Origin of the sequence: Streptomyces sp. NPDC056527, from assembly GCF_042794475.1 — a bacterium.
GTDB lineage: Bacteria > Actinomycetota > Actinomycetes > Streptomycetales > Streptomycetaceae > Streptomyces.
This window is the reverse complement of record NZ_JBHTTQ010000137.1, coordinates 1-15,395: the sequence shown is the minus strand read 5'-3', so window position 1 is coordinate 15,395 and position 15,395 is coordinate 1. Positions and strand designations below refer to the sequence as shown.

Annotated in this window: 12 protein-coding genes; 7 read left to right on the top strand and 5 right to left on the bottom strand. The window is 71.5% G+C overall.

Features of this window, described 5'->3' with window-relative positions:
- Positions 1-10 precede the first annotated feature (10 nt).
- From ACFQ7Q_RS34780 to ACFQ7Q_RS34765, 4 genes are all read right to left on the bottom strand, one after another.
- Entirely contained in the window at positions 11-316 is a 306-nt protein-coding gene (locus tag ACFQ7Q_RS34780) for a hypothetical protein (RefSeq protein WP_383562293.1), read from the bottom strand.
- Between the two features lie 103 nt (positions 317-419).
- Entirely contained in the window at positions 420-2,084 is a 1,665-nt protein-coding gene (locus ACFQ7Q_RS34775) for a BCCT family transporter (RefSeq protein WP_383562291.1), read from the bottom strand.
- A gap of 169 nt (positions 2,085-2,253) precedes the next feature.
- On the bottom strand, positions 2,254-3,564 hold the full coding sequence (locus ACFQ7Q_RS34770) for a M14 family metallocarboxypeptidase (RefSeq protein WP_383562289.1): 1,311 nt from the start codon (positions 3,562-3,564) through the stop codon (positions 2,254-2,256).
- Positions 3,561-5,552 (bottom strand): Xaa-Pro dipeptidyl-peptidase, encoded by a 1,992-nt coding sequence (locus tag ACFQ7Q_RS34765; RefSeq protein WP_383562287.1) that lies wholly within the window; start codon positions 5,550-5,552, stop codon positions 3,561-3,563. Before ACFQ7Q_RS34765 ends, ACFQ7Q_RS34770 begins: the two co-directional genes overlap by 4 nt.
- A 203-nt stretch (positions 5,553-5,755) precedes the next feature.
- On the opposite strand from ACFQ7Q_RS34765, the gene ACFQ7Q_RS34760 reads away from it, so the two are divergent.
- The 7 genes from ACFQ7Q_RS34760 to ACFQ7Q_RS34730 all read left to right on the top strand — a co-directional run bounded on the left by ACFQ7Q_RS34760 (position 5,756) and on the right by ACFQ7Q_RS34730 (position 14,412).
- Positions 5,756-7,303 (top strand): M1 family metallopeptidase, encoded by a 1,548-nt coding sequence (locus ACFQ7Q_RS34760; RefSeq protein WP_383562285.1) that lies wholly within the window; start codon positions 5,756-5,758, stop codon positions 7,301-7,303.
- A gap of 105 nt (positions 7,304-7,408) precedes the next feature.
- Positions 7,409-8,392: an ADP-ribosylation family protein gene (locus tag ACFQ7Q_RS34755; RefSeq protein ID WP_383562283.1), complete on the top strand. Its 984-nt coding sequence runs from the start codon at positions 7,409-7,411 to the stop codon at positions 8,390-8,392.
- Between the two features lie 103 nt (positions 8,393-8,495).
- A complete protein-coding gene (locus tag ACFQ7Q_RS34750) occupies positions 8,496-9,524 on the top strand; it encodes a LacI family DNA-binding transcriptional regulator (protein WP_383562281.1) in 1,029 nt (342 codons plus the stop codon).
- Positions 9,525-9,680: 156 nt separating this feature from the next.
- Entirely contained in the window at positions 9,681-10,985 is a 1,305-nt protein-coding gene (locus ACFQ7Q_RS34745) for an ABC transporter substrate-binding protein (RefSeq protein WP_383562279.1), read from the top strand.
- A gap of 185 nt (positions 10,986-11,170) precedes the next feature.
- Entirely contained in the window at positions 11,171-12,139 is a 969-nt protein-coding gene (locus ACFQ7Q_RS34740; protein ID WP_383562277.1) for a carbohydrate ABC transporter permease, read from the top strand.
- On the top strand, positions 12,136-12,975 hold the full coding sequence (locus tag ACFQ7Q_RS34735) for a carbohydrate ABC transporter permease (RefSeq protein WP_383562275.1): 840 nt from the start codon (positions 12,136-12,138) through the stop codon (positions 12,973-12,975). Before ACFQ7Q_RS34740 ends, ACFQ7Q_RS34735 begins: the two co-directional genes overlap by 4 nt.
- 69 nt (positions 12,976-13,044) lie before the next feature.
- Complete coding sequence (locus ACFQ7Q_RS34730) at positions 13,045-14,412, top strand: GH1 family beta-glucosidase (RefSeq protein ID WP_383562273.1); 1,368 nt, start codon at positions 13,045-13,047, stop codon at positions 14,410-14,412.
- On the opposite strand, the gene ACFQ7Q_RS34725 is transcribed toward ACFQ7Q_RS34730, so the two are convergent.
- Complete coding sequence (locus tag ACFQ7Q_RS34725) at positions 14,387-15,304, bottom strand: oxygenase MpaB family protein (protein WP_383562271.1); 918 nt, start codon at positions 15,302-15,304, stop codon at positions 14,387-14,389. The two genes, ACFQ7Q_RS34730 and ACFQ7Q_RS34725, sit on opposite strands and share 26 nt — an antisense overlap.
- Positions 15,305-15,395 lie beyond the last annotated feature (91 nt).

The following is a 15,395-nucleotide window of genomic DNA, read 5'->3' as shown; positions in this document are numbered from 1 at the left end:
GTGGGGGAGGTTACTTCCAGGGCTTGGGAGCGTTGTCCTCCGCGTCGATGCAGTTGCGCACCTGGCGGTCGAGGGCGTCGGCCCGGGCACGGGCCTTGCGGGCCTCCGCCGTGGCGCCGAGGCGCTGGAACTGCGCGGCCTTCGAGCGGAGGTCGGCCGCCTCCTGCCGCATCTCGGGGACGTTGCAGATGATCTTCTCGCCGGTCGCGTGCGCGGGTTCGGCCGTCACCGTCCGACCGAGCAGCAGGCCCCCGGCCAGCAGCGTCGTCGTGGTCAGGGCGGTCAGGGTACGGCGCAGCGGCGTCGCGTGCTTCATGATGTGTTCTCCGGTTTCCGGGCCGTGGGGGTCCCCGAACCTCCGGCCGGGGGACCCCCACGAGGCACGGCCGATACCGGCCGGTGGCAAGGGTCGAGGCCGATCACGACCCGTCACCCGGCGCCCCCGTGCCCGGCCCGATGCGCAGTTCGAAGTCGCCGTCGTACTTCTCGTGGCCCGCGATCACGGCGAGTTCGATGACCTCCTCGCCCACCTCGCCCCGGACGATGAGCGGGTCGTGCCGCAGATCGCGCATGAGCGCCACGCACATGCCGATCATCACGAGGACGAACGGCGCGGCCACCAGGATCGTGAGGTTCTGCAGGCCGGCGAGCGCGTCGCCCTGGCCGTCGCCGATGAGGAGCATGATGGCGGCGACGGCGCCGGTGACCACGCCCCAGAACACCACCACGGGGCGGGTCGGTTCGAAGGACCCTCGCTGCGAGAGCGTGCCCATGACGATCGAGGCGGCGTCGGCGCCCGACACGAAGAAGATGCCCACGAGGACCATCACGAGCAGGCTCATGGTCCCGGTGATCGGGAACTCCTGCAGGAGGCCGAAGAGTTGGCCCTCCGGGGTCGTCTCCTCGGCCAGTTCGCCACGCTCGCTCAGCTTCATCGCCGTGCCGCCGAAGACGGCGAACCACACGAGGCTCACGGTGCTCGGCACGAGGATGACTCCGCCGACGAACTGACGGATCGTCCGGCCCTTGCTGATGCGGGCGATGAACATGCCGACGAAGGGCGTCCAGGAGATCCACCAGGCCCAGTAGAAGACCGTCCAGCTTCCCAGCCAGTCGTGGACGTTCTCTCCGGCAGTCACCTCGGTGCGTCCGATCAGCTGAGGCAGGTCACCGATGTAGGCGGCGATCGAGGTGGGCAGCAGATCGAGCACGACGATGGTCGGGCCTGCCACGAAGACGAACAGGGCGAGGATGAGGGCGAGCACCATGTTGATGTTGGAGAGCCACTGGATGCCCTTCTCGACGCCCGAGACGGCGGACAGCACGAACGCCACGGTCAGGATGGCGATGATGCCGACGAGCAGTCCGGTGCCGGTCTTCTCCAGCCACCCCAACTCCTCGACCCCGCTGCCGATCTGGAGCGCGCCGAGACCGAGCGAGGCGGCCGATCCGAAGAGGGTGGCGAAGATGGCCAGGATGTCGATGAACCGGCCGGGACCGCCGTTGGCCGCCTTCTTCCCGATCAGCGGGACGAAGACGGCGCTGATGGTCTGTCGCCGACGGCGCCGGAACGTGGAGTACGCGATCGCGAGCCCCACCACGGCGTAGATCGCCCAGGGGTGGAGCGTCCAGTGGAAGAGGGTCGTGGCCATCGCGACCTGCATCCGCTCCGCCGAGTCGGCGGGGCTCGTGCCGGGCGGCGGGGTGCCGTAGTGGGCGAGCGGTTCGCTCACCCCGTAGAACATCAGGCCGATGCCCATGCCGGCGCTGAACATCATGGCGATCCACGACACGGTCCGGAACTCCGGGCCCTCGGTCTCGTGGCCCAGGGTGATCCGTCCGTACCGGCTGATAGCGAGCCACAGGGCGAAGACGACGAAGCCGGAGGCGGCGAGCATGAACGCCCATCCCCCGTTGCGGATCAGGCCGTCGAGGAGATCGCTGGAGACGCTCTCCAGACTGTCCGTGGCCGTGGCCCCCCAGACCACGAAGGCGACGGTGAGCACGGCCGTGACGCCGAACACGATCCAATCGGTCCGCGCCTTGGGGTGGTGTCCGGGGCTGCGCGGGAGGGCCGCCGTCACCGGCAGCCCCTCCCGGCCTCCGCCCCGTCCTCCGCCGCCCCCGGGTTCGCCCGCTCTCTGCTCTTCCTGCGACAAGGTGGCACCTTTCACGGCATTACGGGACAGACTGAACTCGCTCCGTAAGGCAGTACCACACGTGACGCGCTACTTCCGGGACCAACTCAGCCCATCAACAGACCTCCACCGGCAGTCCGGTGGTGAGCCGGTAGGCCGCCCGGCCGTCGAGCAGCAGCGGGACGAGCGCGCGCTGCGACTGCCGCAGGGGTACGAGGACTCCGTCGCCGTCCCGCCGGACGGTGATCCCGTGCAGGGCGAGTTCGTCGCCGAACTCGACGTACTGCGCGTGGTCCAGGCGGTAGCCGCAGGGCGGGTCCTGGATCGTCTCGGCGGGCTCGGCCGGATCGTTGTCCGCGCCGCCGAGCAGCACCGGGCCGCGGTCGGCGAACCCGCTGTGCCGGGCCGCCGCCGTGGCCGCGCCCAGCCGTCCGCGCCGCTCGTCGACGTAGGAGAAGGCGCCCTTCAGCGCGGCGAGTTGGGTGCTCACCCGGCGCCGCTGGTTGCGCGCCGTGTCGTCCTTCTCGGCTTGGGTCAGGGCCTCGACGCGGGTCTCCACGAGCAGCCCGACGGAGTGCTTGACGCCGGCCGTGTTGCGCAGGATCCGCTCCTGGCCGTCGCCCGCGACCTGCTTGATGGGCTTCCCGGTGAGAGGGTCGGTCCAGATCCCGTAGATGCCGCTGCCGAAGCCCGCGGCCCCGGCCGTCGGCCGGACATAGGACTCCGAGAGGGTGTGGGCCTCGTCGTGCACGCGCGTGTCGGCGTTCAGGTTGCGCGGCCAGAGCGCGAGCAGGTCCTTGTCGTAGTAGGGCGAGGTCCCGCCGTACTCGTGCAGGTCGTAGATGACCTCCGGGCGCCGGTCGCGGATGAGAGCGGCCATCGCCCGGCCCTCGGCGGTCCGCAGGGCGATGTGGTCGCGGTTGACGTCGACACCGTCGGCGTTGCCCCGGGTGTCGGCCTCTCGCCCGTCCGGGTTGGCGGAGGGCACGACGAGAACGGTGGTGCGGGCGAGGAAGCGGCGTGTGTCCGGGTCCCGGGAGTACGCAAGGTCCCGCACGGTGGTGAGACACGCTTCCCGGCCCGACGGTTCGTCACCGTGCTGGCTGCAGACCAGCAGCACGGTGGTGCCGGCGTGGGGCGAGCCGACCGTGGCGAGCCGGAGCGGTCGGCCCTGCTTCGTCGTGCCGATGGTGCGCACCGATACGCGGTCGCTGCCCCGGTCGACGGCGGCGAGGAAGGCCGTCTCCTCCTGCTCGCTGGTCCACCGGGCGCCCCCGCTCCCCTCGAAGCCCGTCCTGGGGGGCGGTGTGGCGGCCGCGGTGCCCGCGGCCTCCGCGGGGACGGCGACGAGCGGGAGACCGAGGGCGGCGACGCCCGCCACGAGGGCGAGCGTGCGTCGGGAGCGGCGGTGCGGGGTGTGCGTCATCGGGCCTCTCCGGGAAGGGGGTGGTTCGAGCTCGGGCGTCCGACACCGTTGAGCGCGCGCCCGCCGGGCGCCAGGCGTGCGCCGTCCGTGCCGGCCGTCGCCCGTGTGAAGGCGTCCGCGCCGCCGACCAGGGGCAGTTTGGCAGATGTACGGGCCAGATCGAGGGTGATCGTCGGCGTGGTGGACGGAGGGTCGAGGAGGTCCTTGTCCGTGCCGCCGACGATCAGGGCGAGCCGGTGTCCGGCCGGGACGACATGGTCGGTGGCCGCCAGCTTCAGCGTCATCGTGTACGCCGTGCCGGGGGTCAGCGGTCGGCCCTTGCCGGGGCTCGCCCAGGTGCCCAGGTCCGCCCAGCCGCGGCTGACGACGGTGAAGTCCACGTCCGCCGTGCGGGCCTCGGTGTCCTTGAAGCAGGCGCTGTCGCCGCTCGTGCTCGCGCCCCAGCAGGACCGCTGGGTGAGAGTGGTGATGCCCTCGCCCGGTGCCGCGTAGTCCCGGATCGTGTCCGGGCCGAGGTCGACGAGCACGGCCGTCAGATGGGCGGTCGTCGTCGAGGGGGTGGCGGTGACGGTCACGGTGGAGGAGCCGGAGAGCCGCAGGTCGCGTCCGAGCGGCCGGGTGACGAAGCCGGCCTTGGCGGCGGTCGACTCGTCGATCCGCGCGGCCCAGTCGATCTCCCCCAGGCCGGGGTCGTCGGTGAAGGTCTCCGTGGCACCGGGTGCGGCGGGGGTGCGGCCGAGGGTGCCGACACCGGGCGCGGTGCCCGTGCCGGGGCGCAGGGCGGTGCGCTCGGTGGCGCGCGGCGGCCAGACCTTGTCGGTGGTCCAGCGGTCCGGGGCTCGTTCGATGTCGGCCATCGGCTCCCGGTCGATGCCGTTCTCGTAGCCGAGGAGGTAGTGGTCGAACCAGCGGTGCAGGGTCCGGACCCAGTCGGCGCGCCGGAAGTCGAAGGGGTCGACGTGGCCGGTCTGCGAGAGCCAGATCTTGCGCTCGACGCCGCGGGCGGCGAGGGCGTCCCACCACTGGCCGAACTGGTTGGCGCGGACGTTGAGGTCCTGCTGCCCGTGCACGACGAAGACGCTGGCCTTCACCTTCCGGGCGTCGGGGACGTGGTTCCGCTCGCTCCAGGCGGAGGTCCAGTCGCCGCTGTACGGGGTGGCGGTGGTGATGCGCTCCTGGACCGCGCCGCAACGGGGCTCCGCCTCGGGGCTGTTGACGTACTCGGAGAGCCAGCTCGGGTTGGCGTTGTAGAGCGGGGCGCCCTGGGAGTGGAAGTAGTCGTACCAGGAGGAGATCGCGCCGATCGGCACGATGGTCTCCAGGCCCTCGACGCCGGTCGCGGCGACGCCGTTGGCGATGGTCCCGTCCCAGCTCTTGCCGATCATGCCGACCTTGCCGGTGGACCAGGTGGTGGCCCTGGCGCGCTCGGAGCCGGTACGGGTGGTGTATCCGCGGGCCCGGCCGTTCAGCCAGTCGACGACGGCCTTGGCGGACTGGACGTCGGAGCGCCCGCCGACGTCGTCGCAGCCGTCGGAGCGGTTGGTGCCGGCGAGGTCGACGGCGACGAAGGCATACCCGCGGGGAACGAAGTAGTTGTCGTAGAAGAGCGGGAACTGGACGGGGTTCCCGGCCGCGTCGTACGTCTTCTTCTGGCCTTCGTTGCCGCGTCCGCAGCAGGCGTAGTACGGGCTGGCGTCCATGATGACCGGGATCTTCCGGCCCGCCGCGGCCGGCTCGCGGGGCCTGACGATGTCCGCGGCGACCCGGTCGGTGCGGCCGTCGCCGTCCCCGTCGAGTCCGGTGTCCACCCAGACGGACTCACGGATCGCGTCGGCGTAGGAATGGACGGGCTTCGACTCCCGTACGGGGGCCTGCGCCTGAGCCCCGGTCGGGGACACCAGCGCGGCCAGCAGGGCGGCCGCGGCGGCCGCCACCAGGGTTCTGCACGACGGACGGGCTCTGCGGGTTCTCCGCACAGGTATCGGCATGGGGCGGAACGTACCCCGGTCAACTCCCGAGCAAAAGAGTGCAGTCGAGAGCGGGAAGACACCGAACGGGGCCGGATCGTTCGTTTCGGCCGAATGGCGATCGTGTGGCGGATGGGGCCATGGACATGACGGGGCGTCGTGGCCCTGAATAGTGTCGATAAGGACCGAAGACCATTCGTGCTTCTTACAGACTTGGAGCTCTCGTGCACCGCAGACTTGTCGTTCCGAGCGCGCTCGCGGCCTCTCTCCTGCTGGCGATCCCGGCATCGGCCGCCGACTACGTTCCGGGCGCATCGGGCATCGGCGATCCCTACTACCCGGCCAGTGGCAACGGCGGTTACGACGTCTCCCACTACGACCTGCGGCTGACGTACCAGCCCGCGACCGACCTCCTGGAGGGCACGGCGACGATCCTCGCCACCACGAAGCAGAACCTCTCCCGCTTCAACCTGGACCTCGGACTGAAGGTCAGCGAGGTGCGGGTGAACGGCAGGAAGGCGAAGTTCGCCGCCACCGGCGAGCAGGAGCTGGAGATCACCCCGGCGACCCCGCTGGAGAAGAACCGTACGATCTCGGTCGTCGTGCGGTACGCGGGCAAGCCCTCCGAGGTGAAGATCGGCGGCTGGACCGCCTGGCACCGCACGCCCGACGGCGGTGTCGCCGCCCAGGAGCCGGACTCCGCCGCCTGGTGGTTCCCGTCCAACGACCACCCCCTGGACAAGGCCACCTACGACGTCTCGGTGTCGGTGCCGGACGGCACGCAGGCGATCAGCAACGGGGTGCTCCAGTCGCAGTCCTCCCGGCTCGGCTGGACCCGCTACAACTGGCGCTCCAACAAGCCGCAGGCCACGTATCTGGCCACGCTCGCCGTCGGCAAGTTCGACATCACCACGGACAAGACGGCGAACGGGCTCCCGGTCCTCAACGCCTACAGCCGGGATCTGGGCGACAACGCGGGCGCGGCCCGGGCCTCGATCGAGCGGACGACCGAGGTCGCGGAGTGGCTGGAGGAGGTCTTCGGGCCCTACCCCTTCAACGCGCTCGGCGGCTACGTCCCCAACGTGACCAGCGGCTACGCCCTGGAGACGCAGACCCGGCCGTTCTACAGCCCCCGACAGTTCGCCAACGGGGCGAACGTGTCGGTGGTCGTCCACGAACTGGCCCACCAGTGGTACGGCGACAGCGTCTCCGTCGACAAGTGGAAGGACATCTGGGTCAACGAGGGCTTCGCCCGCTACAGCCAGTGGCTCTGGTCGGAGAAGGAGGGTGAGGGCACGGCGCAGGAGCTGGCGGACTACGTCTACGCGACCCGCACGGCCGAGGACCCGTTCTGGACGGTGAAGCCGGGCGACCCCGGTCCGGACGACCAGTTCCACATCGCCGTGTACGACCGGGGCGCGCTGGCCCTCCAGGCGCTGCGCAACGAGATCGGTGACGAGGACTTCTTCGCCGTTCTGAAGGGCTGGCCGACGGAGTTCGCGTACGGCAACGCCAAGGTCGGGGACTTCGTGGCGTACGCGGAGCGGGTCTCGGGCAAGCCGCTGGCCTCGCTCTTCGACACCTGGCTGTACCAGCCGGTGAAGCCGGCGTCGTCGACGGCTGCCGGGGTCGGGGGCGGGGTCTCGGCGCGGTCGGCCACGGCCGGGACCACGGCCGCGGCGCCGGACGCGAAGACGGTGAAGCCCGCGCAGCCGAAGTCCTGGAAGAAGATCGCGGAGACGAACACGATCCACGAGCACGACGAGCACTGAGCTCGGCGGCGCGCCCCGCTCCGGCCCTCGGGGCGGGGCGGGGCGCGTCCGTACGCCGTCGGTAGGCTCGGCCCTCACTGACGAACCGGAGGGTGGGAGCGCAGCGTGGCCGAGTCGGAGCGGTACGGGGATCCGGCGGTACGGGAGGCCGTGGCGGAGCGGATCGCCGCGGAGTGGGGGCTCGAACTGCCGGGCTCCTTCTTCCGGTTCCTCGACTTCCTGGCCGCCCTCGGGCCGGCCGAGGAGCGGGCGCTGCGGGACCTGGAGCTCGCGCCGTACGGCGTCATGGACCTGTTCGCGGATCCCTCGGCACTCCCCCGCGAGGGTCTCGACATCCGGGTGCACGGGCGGTACTACCGCGACCCTCCGGAGTTCCTCACGTTTCTGCACGGCGGGACCGACGGGCTCCACCACGGGCTCTGGTCCGACGACGGGCGCAGCTGCGACGGAGTCGCCTCGTACCACTCCCACGACGGCGACGACATCGAGCGACGCCACCGCACTGCGCTGGAGGCGGTACGGGCGCGGATCGAGCGGGCACAGCGGGACCTGGCGGAGTACGCGGCCGAGGGGGACGAGGCGGAGGTCGCGCGGCTCGCGGATCTCGGGCGGCTTCGGGTGGCCCTGACGGGCTTCGAGACCGGCGAGCGCACGGAGACGGGACTCGCGTACTCCGAGGCGTACGACTCCCGCCGGCCGGCCGTCGACCCCGACCGGATCACGACCCTGGACGGTGCGGGAGCCCTGGCGTCCGGTGCGACCGCCCTGGACCGTCCGCCGCACAACGGGGCCGACGAGTACCGCTTCGGCACCTTCATGGAGAAGCTGTTCGAGGACGCGGAGTCGCTGCGGGCGGCCCGCGACGAGGCCCTGCGACGGGCGGCCGCCGGCGATCCGACGGAGGCGCTGGTGCTCGGACGGGACCTGCACTGGGCCTCGTACGGCGAACCGGACCGCGAGGAGTACGCACGCGAGCTCCTGGCCGCCGCGTACCGCGACCTCGGCCGCCCGGCCCTCGCGACGATCGCGGCAACCCACCACCGCCACCGCGCACTCGCACACGTGGACGTCCTGCGGCCCGCGCGCTGAGGTGATCCCGAGAGCGCTTTCCCCGGACGGACCCGCTCGCCCGTCACCGGATACCCTCGACGATGTCAGCGCCGTCACCCACCGTGTCCGTGAGGAGCCACCCTTGAGCGAGTCGACGTCCGGGACGCGCCCGACCCTGGAAGCCGTCGCCGCGCGCGCCGGGGTGTCCCGGGCGACGGTGTCCCGCGTCGTCAACGGCGGGGCCGGGGTCCGCGAGGCCCTGGCCGAGAAGGTGCGCAAGGCCGTCGAGGAGCTCGGCTACATCCCCAACCACGCGGCGCGGACCCTGGTGACCCGGCGCAACGGCGCCGTCGCCGTGATCATCGCCGAGCCCGAGTTCCGGATCTTCTCGGACCCGTTCTTCGAGCAGCAGGTGCGCGGGATCAGTCGCGAACTCACCTTGCACGACGCCCAGTTGGTACTGCTCTGGGTGGAGGGGCCGGGCGATCACGAGCGGATCGCGCGCTATCTCGGGGGCGGTCACGTCGACGGCGCGCTGGCGTTCTCGCTCCACAACGACGACGAACTCCCCGAGATCGTCCGGCGCGTCCAGGTGCCCACGGTCTTCGGCGGACGCCCGGGCTGGACCGGCCCGGAGGACGAACCCGCGGTCCCGTACGTCGACTGCGACAACCGTGGCGGGGCCCGCGCCGCCGTACGGCACCTCCGCTCGCTCGGCCGCCGGAACATCGCGCACATCACCGGCCCGCGCGACCAGACGTCCGCGCTCGACCGTCTCGACGGCTACCGGGACGAACTGCCGGACGCCGGCTCCGACCTGGTGGCCGAGGGCGCCTTCACGGAGGAGAGCGGGGCCCGGGCGATGAGCGAGCTGCTGACCCGCCGCCCCGATCTGGACGCCGTGTTCGCGGCCAATGATCTGATGGCCTCGGGAGCGTTGCGCGTCCTGCGCGAGCAGGGCCGCCGGGTGCCCGAGGACGTGGCGCTCGTCGGCTTCGACGACATGCTCCAGGTGGCCGAGGCGACCGATCCGCCGCTCACGACGGTCCGCCAGGACATCGAGGGAATGGGTCGGTTGATGGTCCGGCTCCTGATGCGCACCCTCGACGGCGCGGGCGTCGCCGAGCCCGTGATCACACCGACCGAGCTGGTCCGGCGCGCCTCCGCGTGACGACCGCTCCCCGGAACTCCGTGTAAGGGCCTTGAACTCCGGGGCGAACAGCGCGGGTACATCGAGCTGTTACGCGTTCGACTCTTGACGGGAACCTCGATCGAGAGGCACGCTCCTGACGCATTCCTGAGAGCGCTCTCAAGACGGAGGCTTCCCATGCCCACTGCCCGATCCGCCCGATCGACCGCCGCACGTCTCGGCGCCGTCGTCCTCACCGGCGCCCTGCTCGCCGCCTGCGGATCCGGGGGATCCGACGGCGCCTCCGACAGCGCGGGAGGAAAGGTCACGATCACCGTCGACCTCTACGGCTCCTTCGGCTACAAGGAGGCCGGACTCTACGCCGCGTACGAGAAGCTCCACCCGAACGTCACCATCAAGCAGACCGACACCGAGGACGAGCAGGACTACTGGAAGTCGCTCCAGACCCGGCTGGCCGGCGGTGGCGGACTCGCCGACGTCCAGGGCCTGGAAGTCGGTCGGATCGCCTCGGTCACCCAGCAGCAGTCGGACAAGTTCGAGGACCTCACGAAGTACGGCGCGGACGCGCTGAAGGGCGAGTTCGCCGACGCCAAGTGGTCCGCCGCGACCACCAAGGACGGGAAGGTCCTCGGCCTCGGCACCGACGTCGGCCCGGAGGCCGTCTGCTACCGCACGGACCTCTTCAAGCAGGCCGGACTCCCCGTCGACCGGAACGAGTTGGCTCAGAAGTGGGCCACCTGGGACGGCTATTTGGAGCTCGGCCGGCAGTACAAGGCCAAGGCTCCGGCCAAGAGCGCGTGGATGGACAGTGTCGGCAGCCTCTTCACGGTCATGATCGGCCAGGAGAAGGAGCGGTACTACGACGCCTCGGGCAAGCTGATCTACGCCGAGAGCCCTGCCGTGAAGACGGCCTGGGAGACCTCGGCGAAGGCCGCGCAGGAGGGCCTGAGCGCCAAGCTCGACCAGTGGTCGCCGCAGTGGAACCAGGCCTTCTCCAGCGGCTCCTTCGCGACGCTCCCCTGCCCCGCGTGGATGCTCGGCTACATCAAGGGCCAGGCCGGCGACGCGGGCAAGGGCAAGTGGGACATCGCCAAGCTGCCCGGCGGCGCCGGGAACTGGGGCGGCTCCTATCTCTCCGTGCCGCGCGCCGCGAAGCACAAGAAGGAGGCGTACGAGCTGATCAAGTGGCTCACCGCCCCCGAGCAGCAGGCCGCCCTCTTCACGAAGCAGGGCAACTTCCCCTCCTCCACCGGCGCCATCGCCAAGGTCTCGTCGGCGACGGACCCGTACTTCTCCGGCGCGCCGATCGGCCAGATCTTCGGTGACGCGGCCAAGGCGGCTCCGGTGCAGGTGCTCGGGGTCCACGACAAGAACGTCGCCGACCAGATCACCAACGCGCTGAGCGAGGTGGAGCGCAAGGGCACCAGCCCGGAGAAGGCGTGGTCGAACGCGCGGAAGGGTGTCGAGAACGCCATCGGCTGAGTGCCGGGGCCGGGGGCGGGCTTCGGCCCCCGCCCCCGGCACGGGCGGCGACGAGTCGTCGTCGCGCCGCCCGGGCCGGGCGGCCCGCCGTCCCCCGGTCCCGCATCGGCCGGCCGCCTCCGCCCCACGTGCCCCGGCCGGCCCGCCTCCACCGCACCCCTCCCGACCATCCGAAGGGCCGCACCGTGACCCTCACCGCCTCCGGGCCTGCGACGGCGCCCGTCCCGCCGCCGCAGACCCGGTCCACCCGCCGCACGGCTCGCCGCCGGTGGGCCGCCCTCGTCCCGTACGCCTATCTCGCCCCGTTCTTCACCCTGTTCGCGGCGTTCGGCCTCTTCCCGCTCCTCTACACCGCCTTCGTCTCGCTCTACCGGGTCGAACTGCAGACCCCGGGCGACATGGAGTGGCGCGGCCTCGGCAACTACGCGGCGCTGCTCACCGACGAGTTCTTCTGGACCGCGCTGCGCAACACCTTCACCATCGGGGTCCTGTCGACGGTGCCGCAGCTCGCCATGGCGCTCGGCCTCGCGCATCTGCTCAACTACAAGCTGCGGGGCCGGACGTTCTTCCGTACGGCGATGCTGCTGCCGTACGCGACCTCCGTGGCCGCCGCCACTCTCGTCTTCGCCCAGCTCTTCGGCCGCGACTTCGGGCTCGTCAACTACGCCTTCTCCCTGGTCGGTTTCGGCCCGGTCGACTGGCAGAACGGCACACTGGCCTCGCAGATCGCCGTCTCCTCGATCGTCGTGTGGCGCTGGACCGGCTACAACGCCCTGATCTATCTCGCCGGGATGCAGTCCATCCCCGCCGAGCTGTACGAGGCGGCGGAGATGGACGGCGCCTCACGGTGGCGGCAGTTCTTCCACGTCACCCTGCCCGGGCTGCGCCCGACGATCGTCTTCACCACGGTCGTCTCCACCATCGGCGCGACCCAGCTCTTCGGTGAGCCGCTGCTCTTCGAGGGCTCGATCTCGGGGGGCATCTCGCACCAGTACCAGACCCTCGGGCTCTATCTGTACGAACAGGGCTGGGGCTTCTTCCACCTGGGCCGGGCCGCCGCCATCGCCTGGCTGATGTTCCTGCTGATCCTCGTCCTGGTCGGGGTCAACGCCCTGCTCCTGCGCCGCCGTTCACGGAAGGAGGGCCGGGCATGAGCGTGCGCGTCGCGGGCCGTACGGGCCACGGGGGCCGGATCACCTACGCGATCCTGGTCCTGGCCGTTCTCGTCTCCGCCTTCCCCTTCTACTGGACGATCGTCGCCGCGAGCCGCTCCAACGCCGATCTGGCGCAGGTGCCGCCGACCCTGCTGCCGGGGCCGAACCTCTTCCGGAACTTCGAGGCGGTCATGGAGGAGGCCGACATCGGCACGGCGCTCCTCAACTCCCTCGTGGTCTCGGGCTCCATCACGGTCGGCACGGTGCTGTGCTGCACGCTGGCCGGGTTCGCCTTCGCCAAGCTGCGCTTCCGCGGCCGGGGCGCGCTGCTCGCGATCACGGTCGGCACGATGATGATCCCGCCGCAGCTCGGGGTGATCCCGCTCTTCATGCTGATCGCCGAGCTGGGCTGGGTGAACCAGCTGCAGTCCGTGATCCTGCCCGGTCTCGTCTCCGCCTTCGGCGTCTTCTTCATGCGTCAGTACCTGGTCCAGTCGCTGCCGGACGAGCTGATCGAGGCGGCACGGGTCGACGGGGCGTCCTCCGCCCGGATCTTCTGGTCGATCGTGGTGCCCGTCGCCCGGCCCGGGATGGCGGTGCTCGGGCTGCTCACCTTCATGGCCGCCTGGAACGACTTCTTCTGGCCGATCGTCGCGCTGTCCTCGCAGGAGCCGACGGTGCAGGTCGCGCTGCGTCAGCTCGGCGGCGGCTACGTCCACGACCAGTCCGTGATCATGGCCGGCACGCTGCTCGGCACCCTGCCGGTGCTGCTCGTCTTCGGCCTGCTCGGCCGGCAGATCGTGGGCGGCATCATGCAGGGCGCCGTCAAGGGCTGAGCCGACGCCGGCCGGAGCCGTACAGGACCGACCCGTATCCCCCCTCACTCTCACAGGAGTTCTCCGTTCATGAACGCTCTCTTCCCTGACGGATTCCGCTGGGGCGCGGCCACCGCCGCGTACCAGATCGAGGGCGCGGCGGCCGAGGACGGCCGTACCCCGTCCATCTGGGACACCTTCAGCCGTACGCCGGGCAAGGTGCGCAACGGCGACACGGGTGACATCGCCGCCGACCACTACCACCGGATGCGCGAGGACGTCGCCCTGATGCGGGAGCTGGGTCTGACGGACTACCGCTTCTCCCTCTCCTGGTCCCGGATCCAGCCGACCGGGCGGGGACCGGCCGTACAGAAGGGGCTCGACTTCTACCGCGCCCTGGCCGACGAGCTGGTCGAGTCCGGCATCCGCCCCGTCGCGACCCTCTACCACTGGGATCTCCCGCAGGAGCTGGAGGACGCGGGCGGCTGGCCGGAGCGGGCGACCGCCGAGCGGTTCGCCGAGTACGCGGGCCTCGCCGCGGAGGCGCTCGGCGACCGGGTCACCACGTGGACGACCCTCAACGAGCCCTGGTGCGCGGCCTTTCTGGGCTACGGCTCCGGGGTGCACGCCCCGGGCCGCACCGACGACGCGGCCGCGCTGCGCGCCGCCCACCATCTCAATCTGGCCCACGGTCTGGCCGCCGGTGTGCTGCGCGAGTCCGTACCGTCCACGACGGAACTCTCCCTGACCCTCAACCTCCATGCGATCAGGGCCCATTCGGATGCCCCGGAGGATGTGGACGCCGCCCGCCGGATCGACGCCGTCGGGAACCGGATCTTCCTCGACCCGGTCTTCCACGGCCGCCTGCCGGCCGATCTGGTCGAGGACACACGGCGGATCACGGACTGGTCCTTCGTCCGGGACGGCGACCTGGAGGCGATCTCCACACCGATCGACTCGCTCGGGATCAACTACTACTCCCCCTCCGTCGTCGCCGCCGGCACCTCGGAATCCCCCTCGCCCTGGCCGGGCGCGCCGGACCGGGTACGGTTCCTGCCCGCGCCCGGGCCGCGCACGGCGATGGACTGGCCGGTGGACCCGGACGGCCTGCACGAGCTGCTGCTCCGGCTGCGCGACGAGCTGCCGGCCGTACCGCTGCTGATCACCGAGAACGGCGCCGCGTACGACGACTACGCCGACCCGGAGGGCGACGTCCACGACCCGGAGCGGGTGGCGTACGTCGACGCGCATCTCGCGGCCGTGCACCGGGCGATCGCCGACGGTGCCGATGTGCGCGGGTACTTCCTGTGGTCGCTCCTGGACAACTTCGAGTGGGCGTACGGATACGGCAAGCGCTTCGGCATCGTGCACGTGGACTTCGCGAGCCAGCGCCGTACGCCGAAGGACAGCGCGCGCTGGTACGCGGAGGTGATCAGGCGCGGCGGGCTGTCCCGCTGAGCCTCGCCTCGCGGCGCGCCTCGCGGGCGAGCGGCAGGTAGCGCAGGCGCTCGGGGAGTACGGGCACCACGGCCCGCACGACCCGGGCGAACCTGCGCAGCCGGCGTTCCTGCGCGTCGGTCCACTCCAGGCCGATGGCCTCGCGGGCGTCCGGCGGCATCAGGCCGACGGTGATGAAGGAGCGGAAGCGGGCGAGGTGGGGCAGGAGCACCGGCCACAGCGCCCTGAGCAGCAGCCGCAGCGGCAGGGGGCCGCGGTCCGGCGCGGGCACCGGCTGGTCGGTGGCGACGAGCTCCCGCAGGACGACGGTGGCCTCCAGCTCGCCGAGCCTCTTGCGGTAGTACGGCCAGAACTCCTCGATCGTCTGCGGCATGTCCCGGTCGTGGATGCCGAGGATGCGGCCGACCTGGAGCCACTCGGCGTAGAGCCTGCGCTCCTGGGCCTCGGTGAGCGGGCGGTACAGGAGGCGCAGGCCGTGGTGGTAGACCGGGAAGCCGGTGGCATGCACCCAGGTGTAGTTCGACGGGGTGAGCGCGTGGTAGCGGCGGCCGTGGGCGTCGGTGCCCTGGATGGTCCGGTGGAGCCTCCGGAGCCGGCGCCCTTCCTCGGCCGCCTCCTCGCCCCCGTAGACCCAGAGCAGCACGGAACGCAGCGAGCGCTCGCCGCGGCCCCAGGGGTCGGTGCGGAAGACGGAGTGCTGGTCGACCCCCGCGCCGACGGCGGGATGGGCGACCTGGAGGGCGAGCGCGGAGGGCAGCATCAGGAGGCCCCGGACATCCCCCGCGACGCTCCACAGCACTCCGCCGACGGGCGGCGGCTCGGGCGCGGTCTCCTTCGGGCCTGCGTCCGTGGCGGCCGGGGTCGGCCCGGCGGGCCTGGCCGGTCCGGTCATGCGCACTCTCCTCACGTTCTCAGCGTGCCCCGGCCGGGCTTTTCCGGCAAAGGGCACACATGGGTCGGGGCCGCGTCCCGGGCCTCGGCCC

Excerpts from the sequence above, each read along its gene's own strand:
- ACFQ7Q_RS34780 (WP_383562293.1), bottom strand. The coding sequence starts at position 316 with ATGAAGCACGCGACGCCGCTGCGCCGTACCCTGACCGCCCTGACCACG.
- ACFQ7Q_RS34770 (WP_383562289.1), bottom strand. The coding sequence starts at position 3,564 with ATGACGCACACCCCGCACCGCCGCTCCCGACGCACGCTCGCCCTCGTG.
- ACFQ7Q_RS34765 (WP_383562287.1), bottom strand. The coding sequence starts at position 5,552 with ATGCCGATACCTGTGCGGAGAACCCGCAGAGCCCGTCCGTCGTGCAGA.
- ACFQ7Q_RS34745 (WP_383562279.1), top strand. The coding sequence starts at position 9,681 with ATGCCCACTGCCCGATCCGCCCGATCGACCGCCGCACGTCTCGGCGCC.
- ACFQ7Q_RS34735 (WP_383562275.1), top strand. The coding sequence starts at position 12,136 with ATGAGCGTGCGCGTCGCGGGCCGTACGGGCCACGGGGGCCGGATCACC.
- ACFQ7Q_RS34730 (WP_383562273.1), top strand. The coding sequence starts at position 13,045 with ATGAACGCTCTCTTCCCTGACGGATTCCGCTGGGGCGCGGCCACCGCC.
- ACFQ7Q_RS34725 (WP_383562271.1), bottom strand. The coding sequence starts at position 15,304 with ATGACCGGACCGGCCAGGCCCGCCGGGCCGACCCCGGCCGCCACGGAC.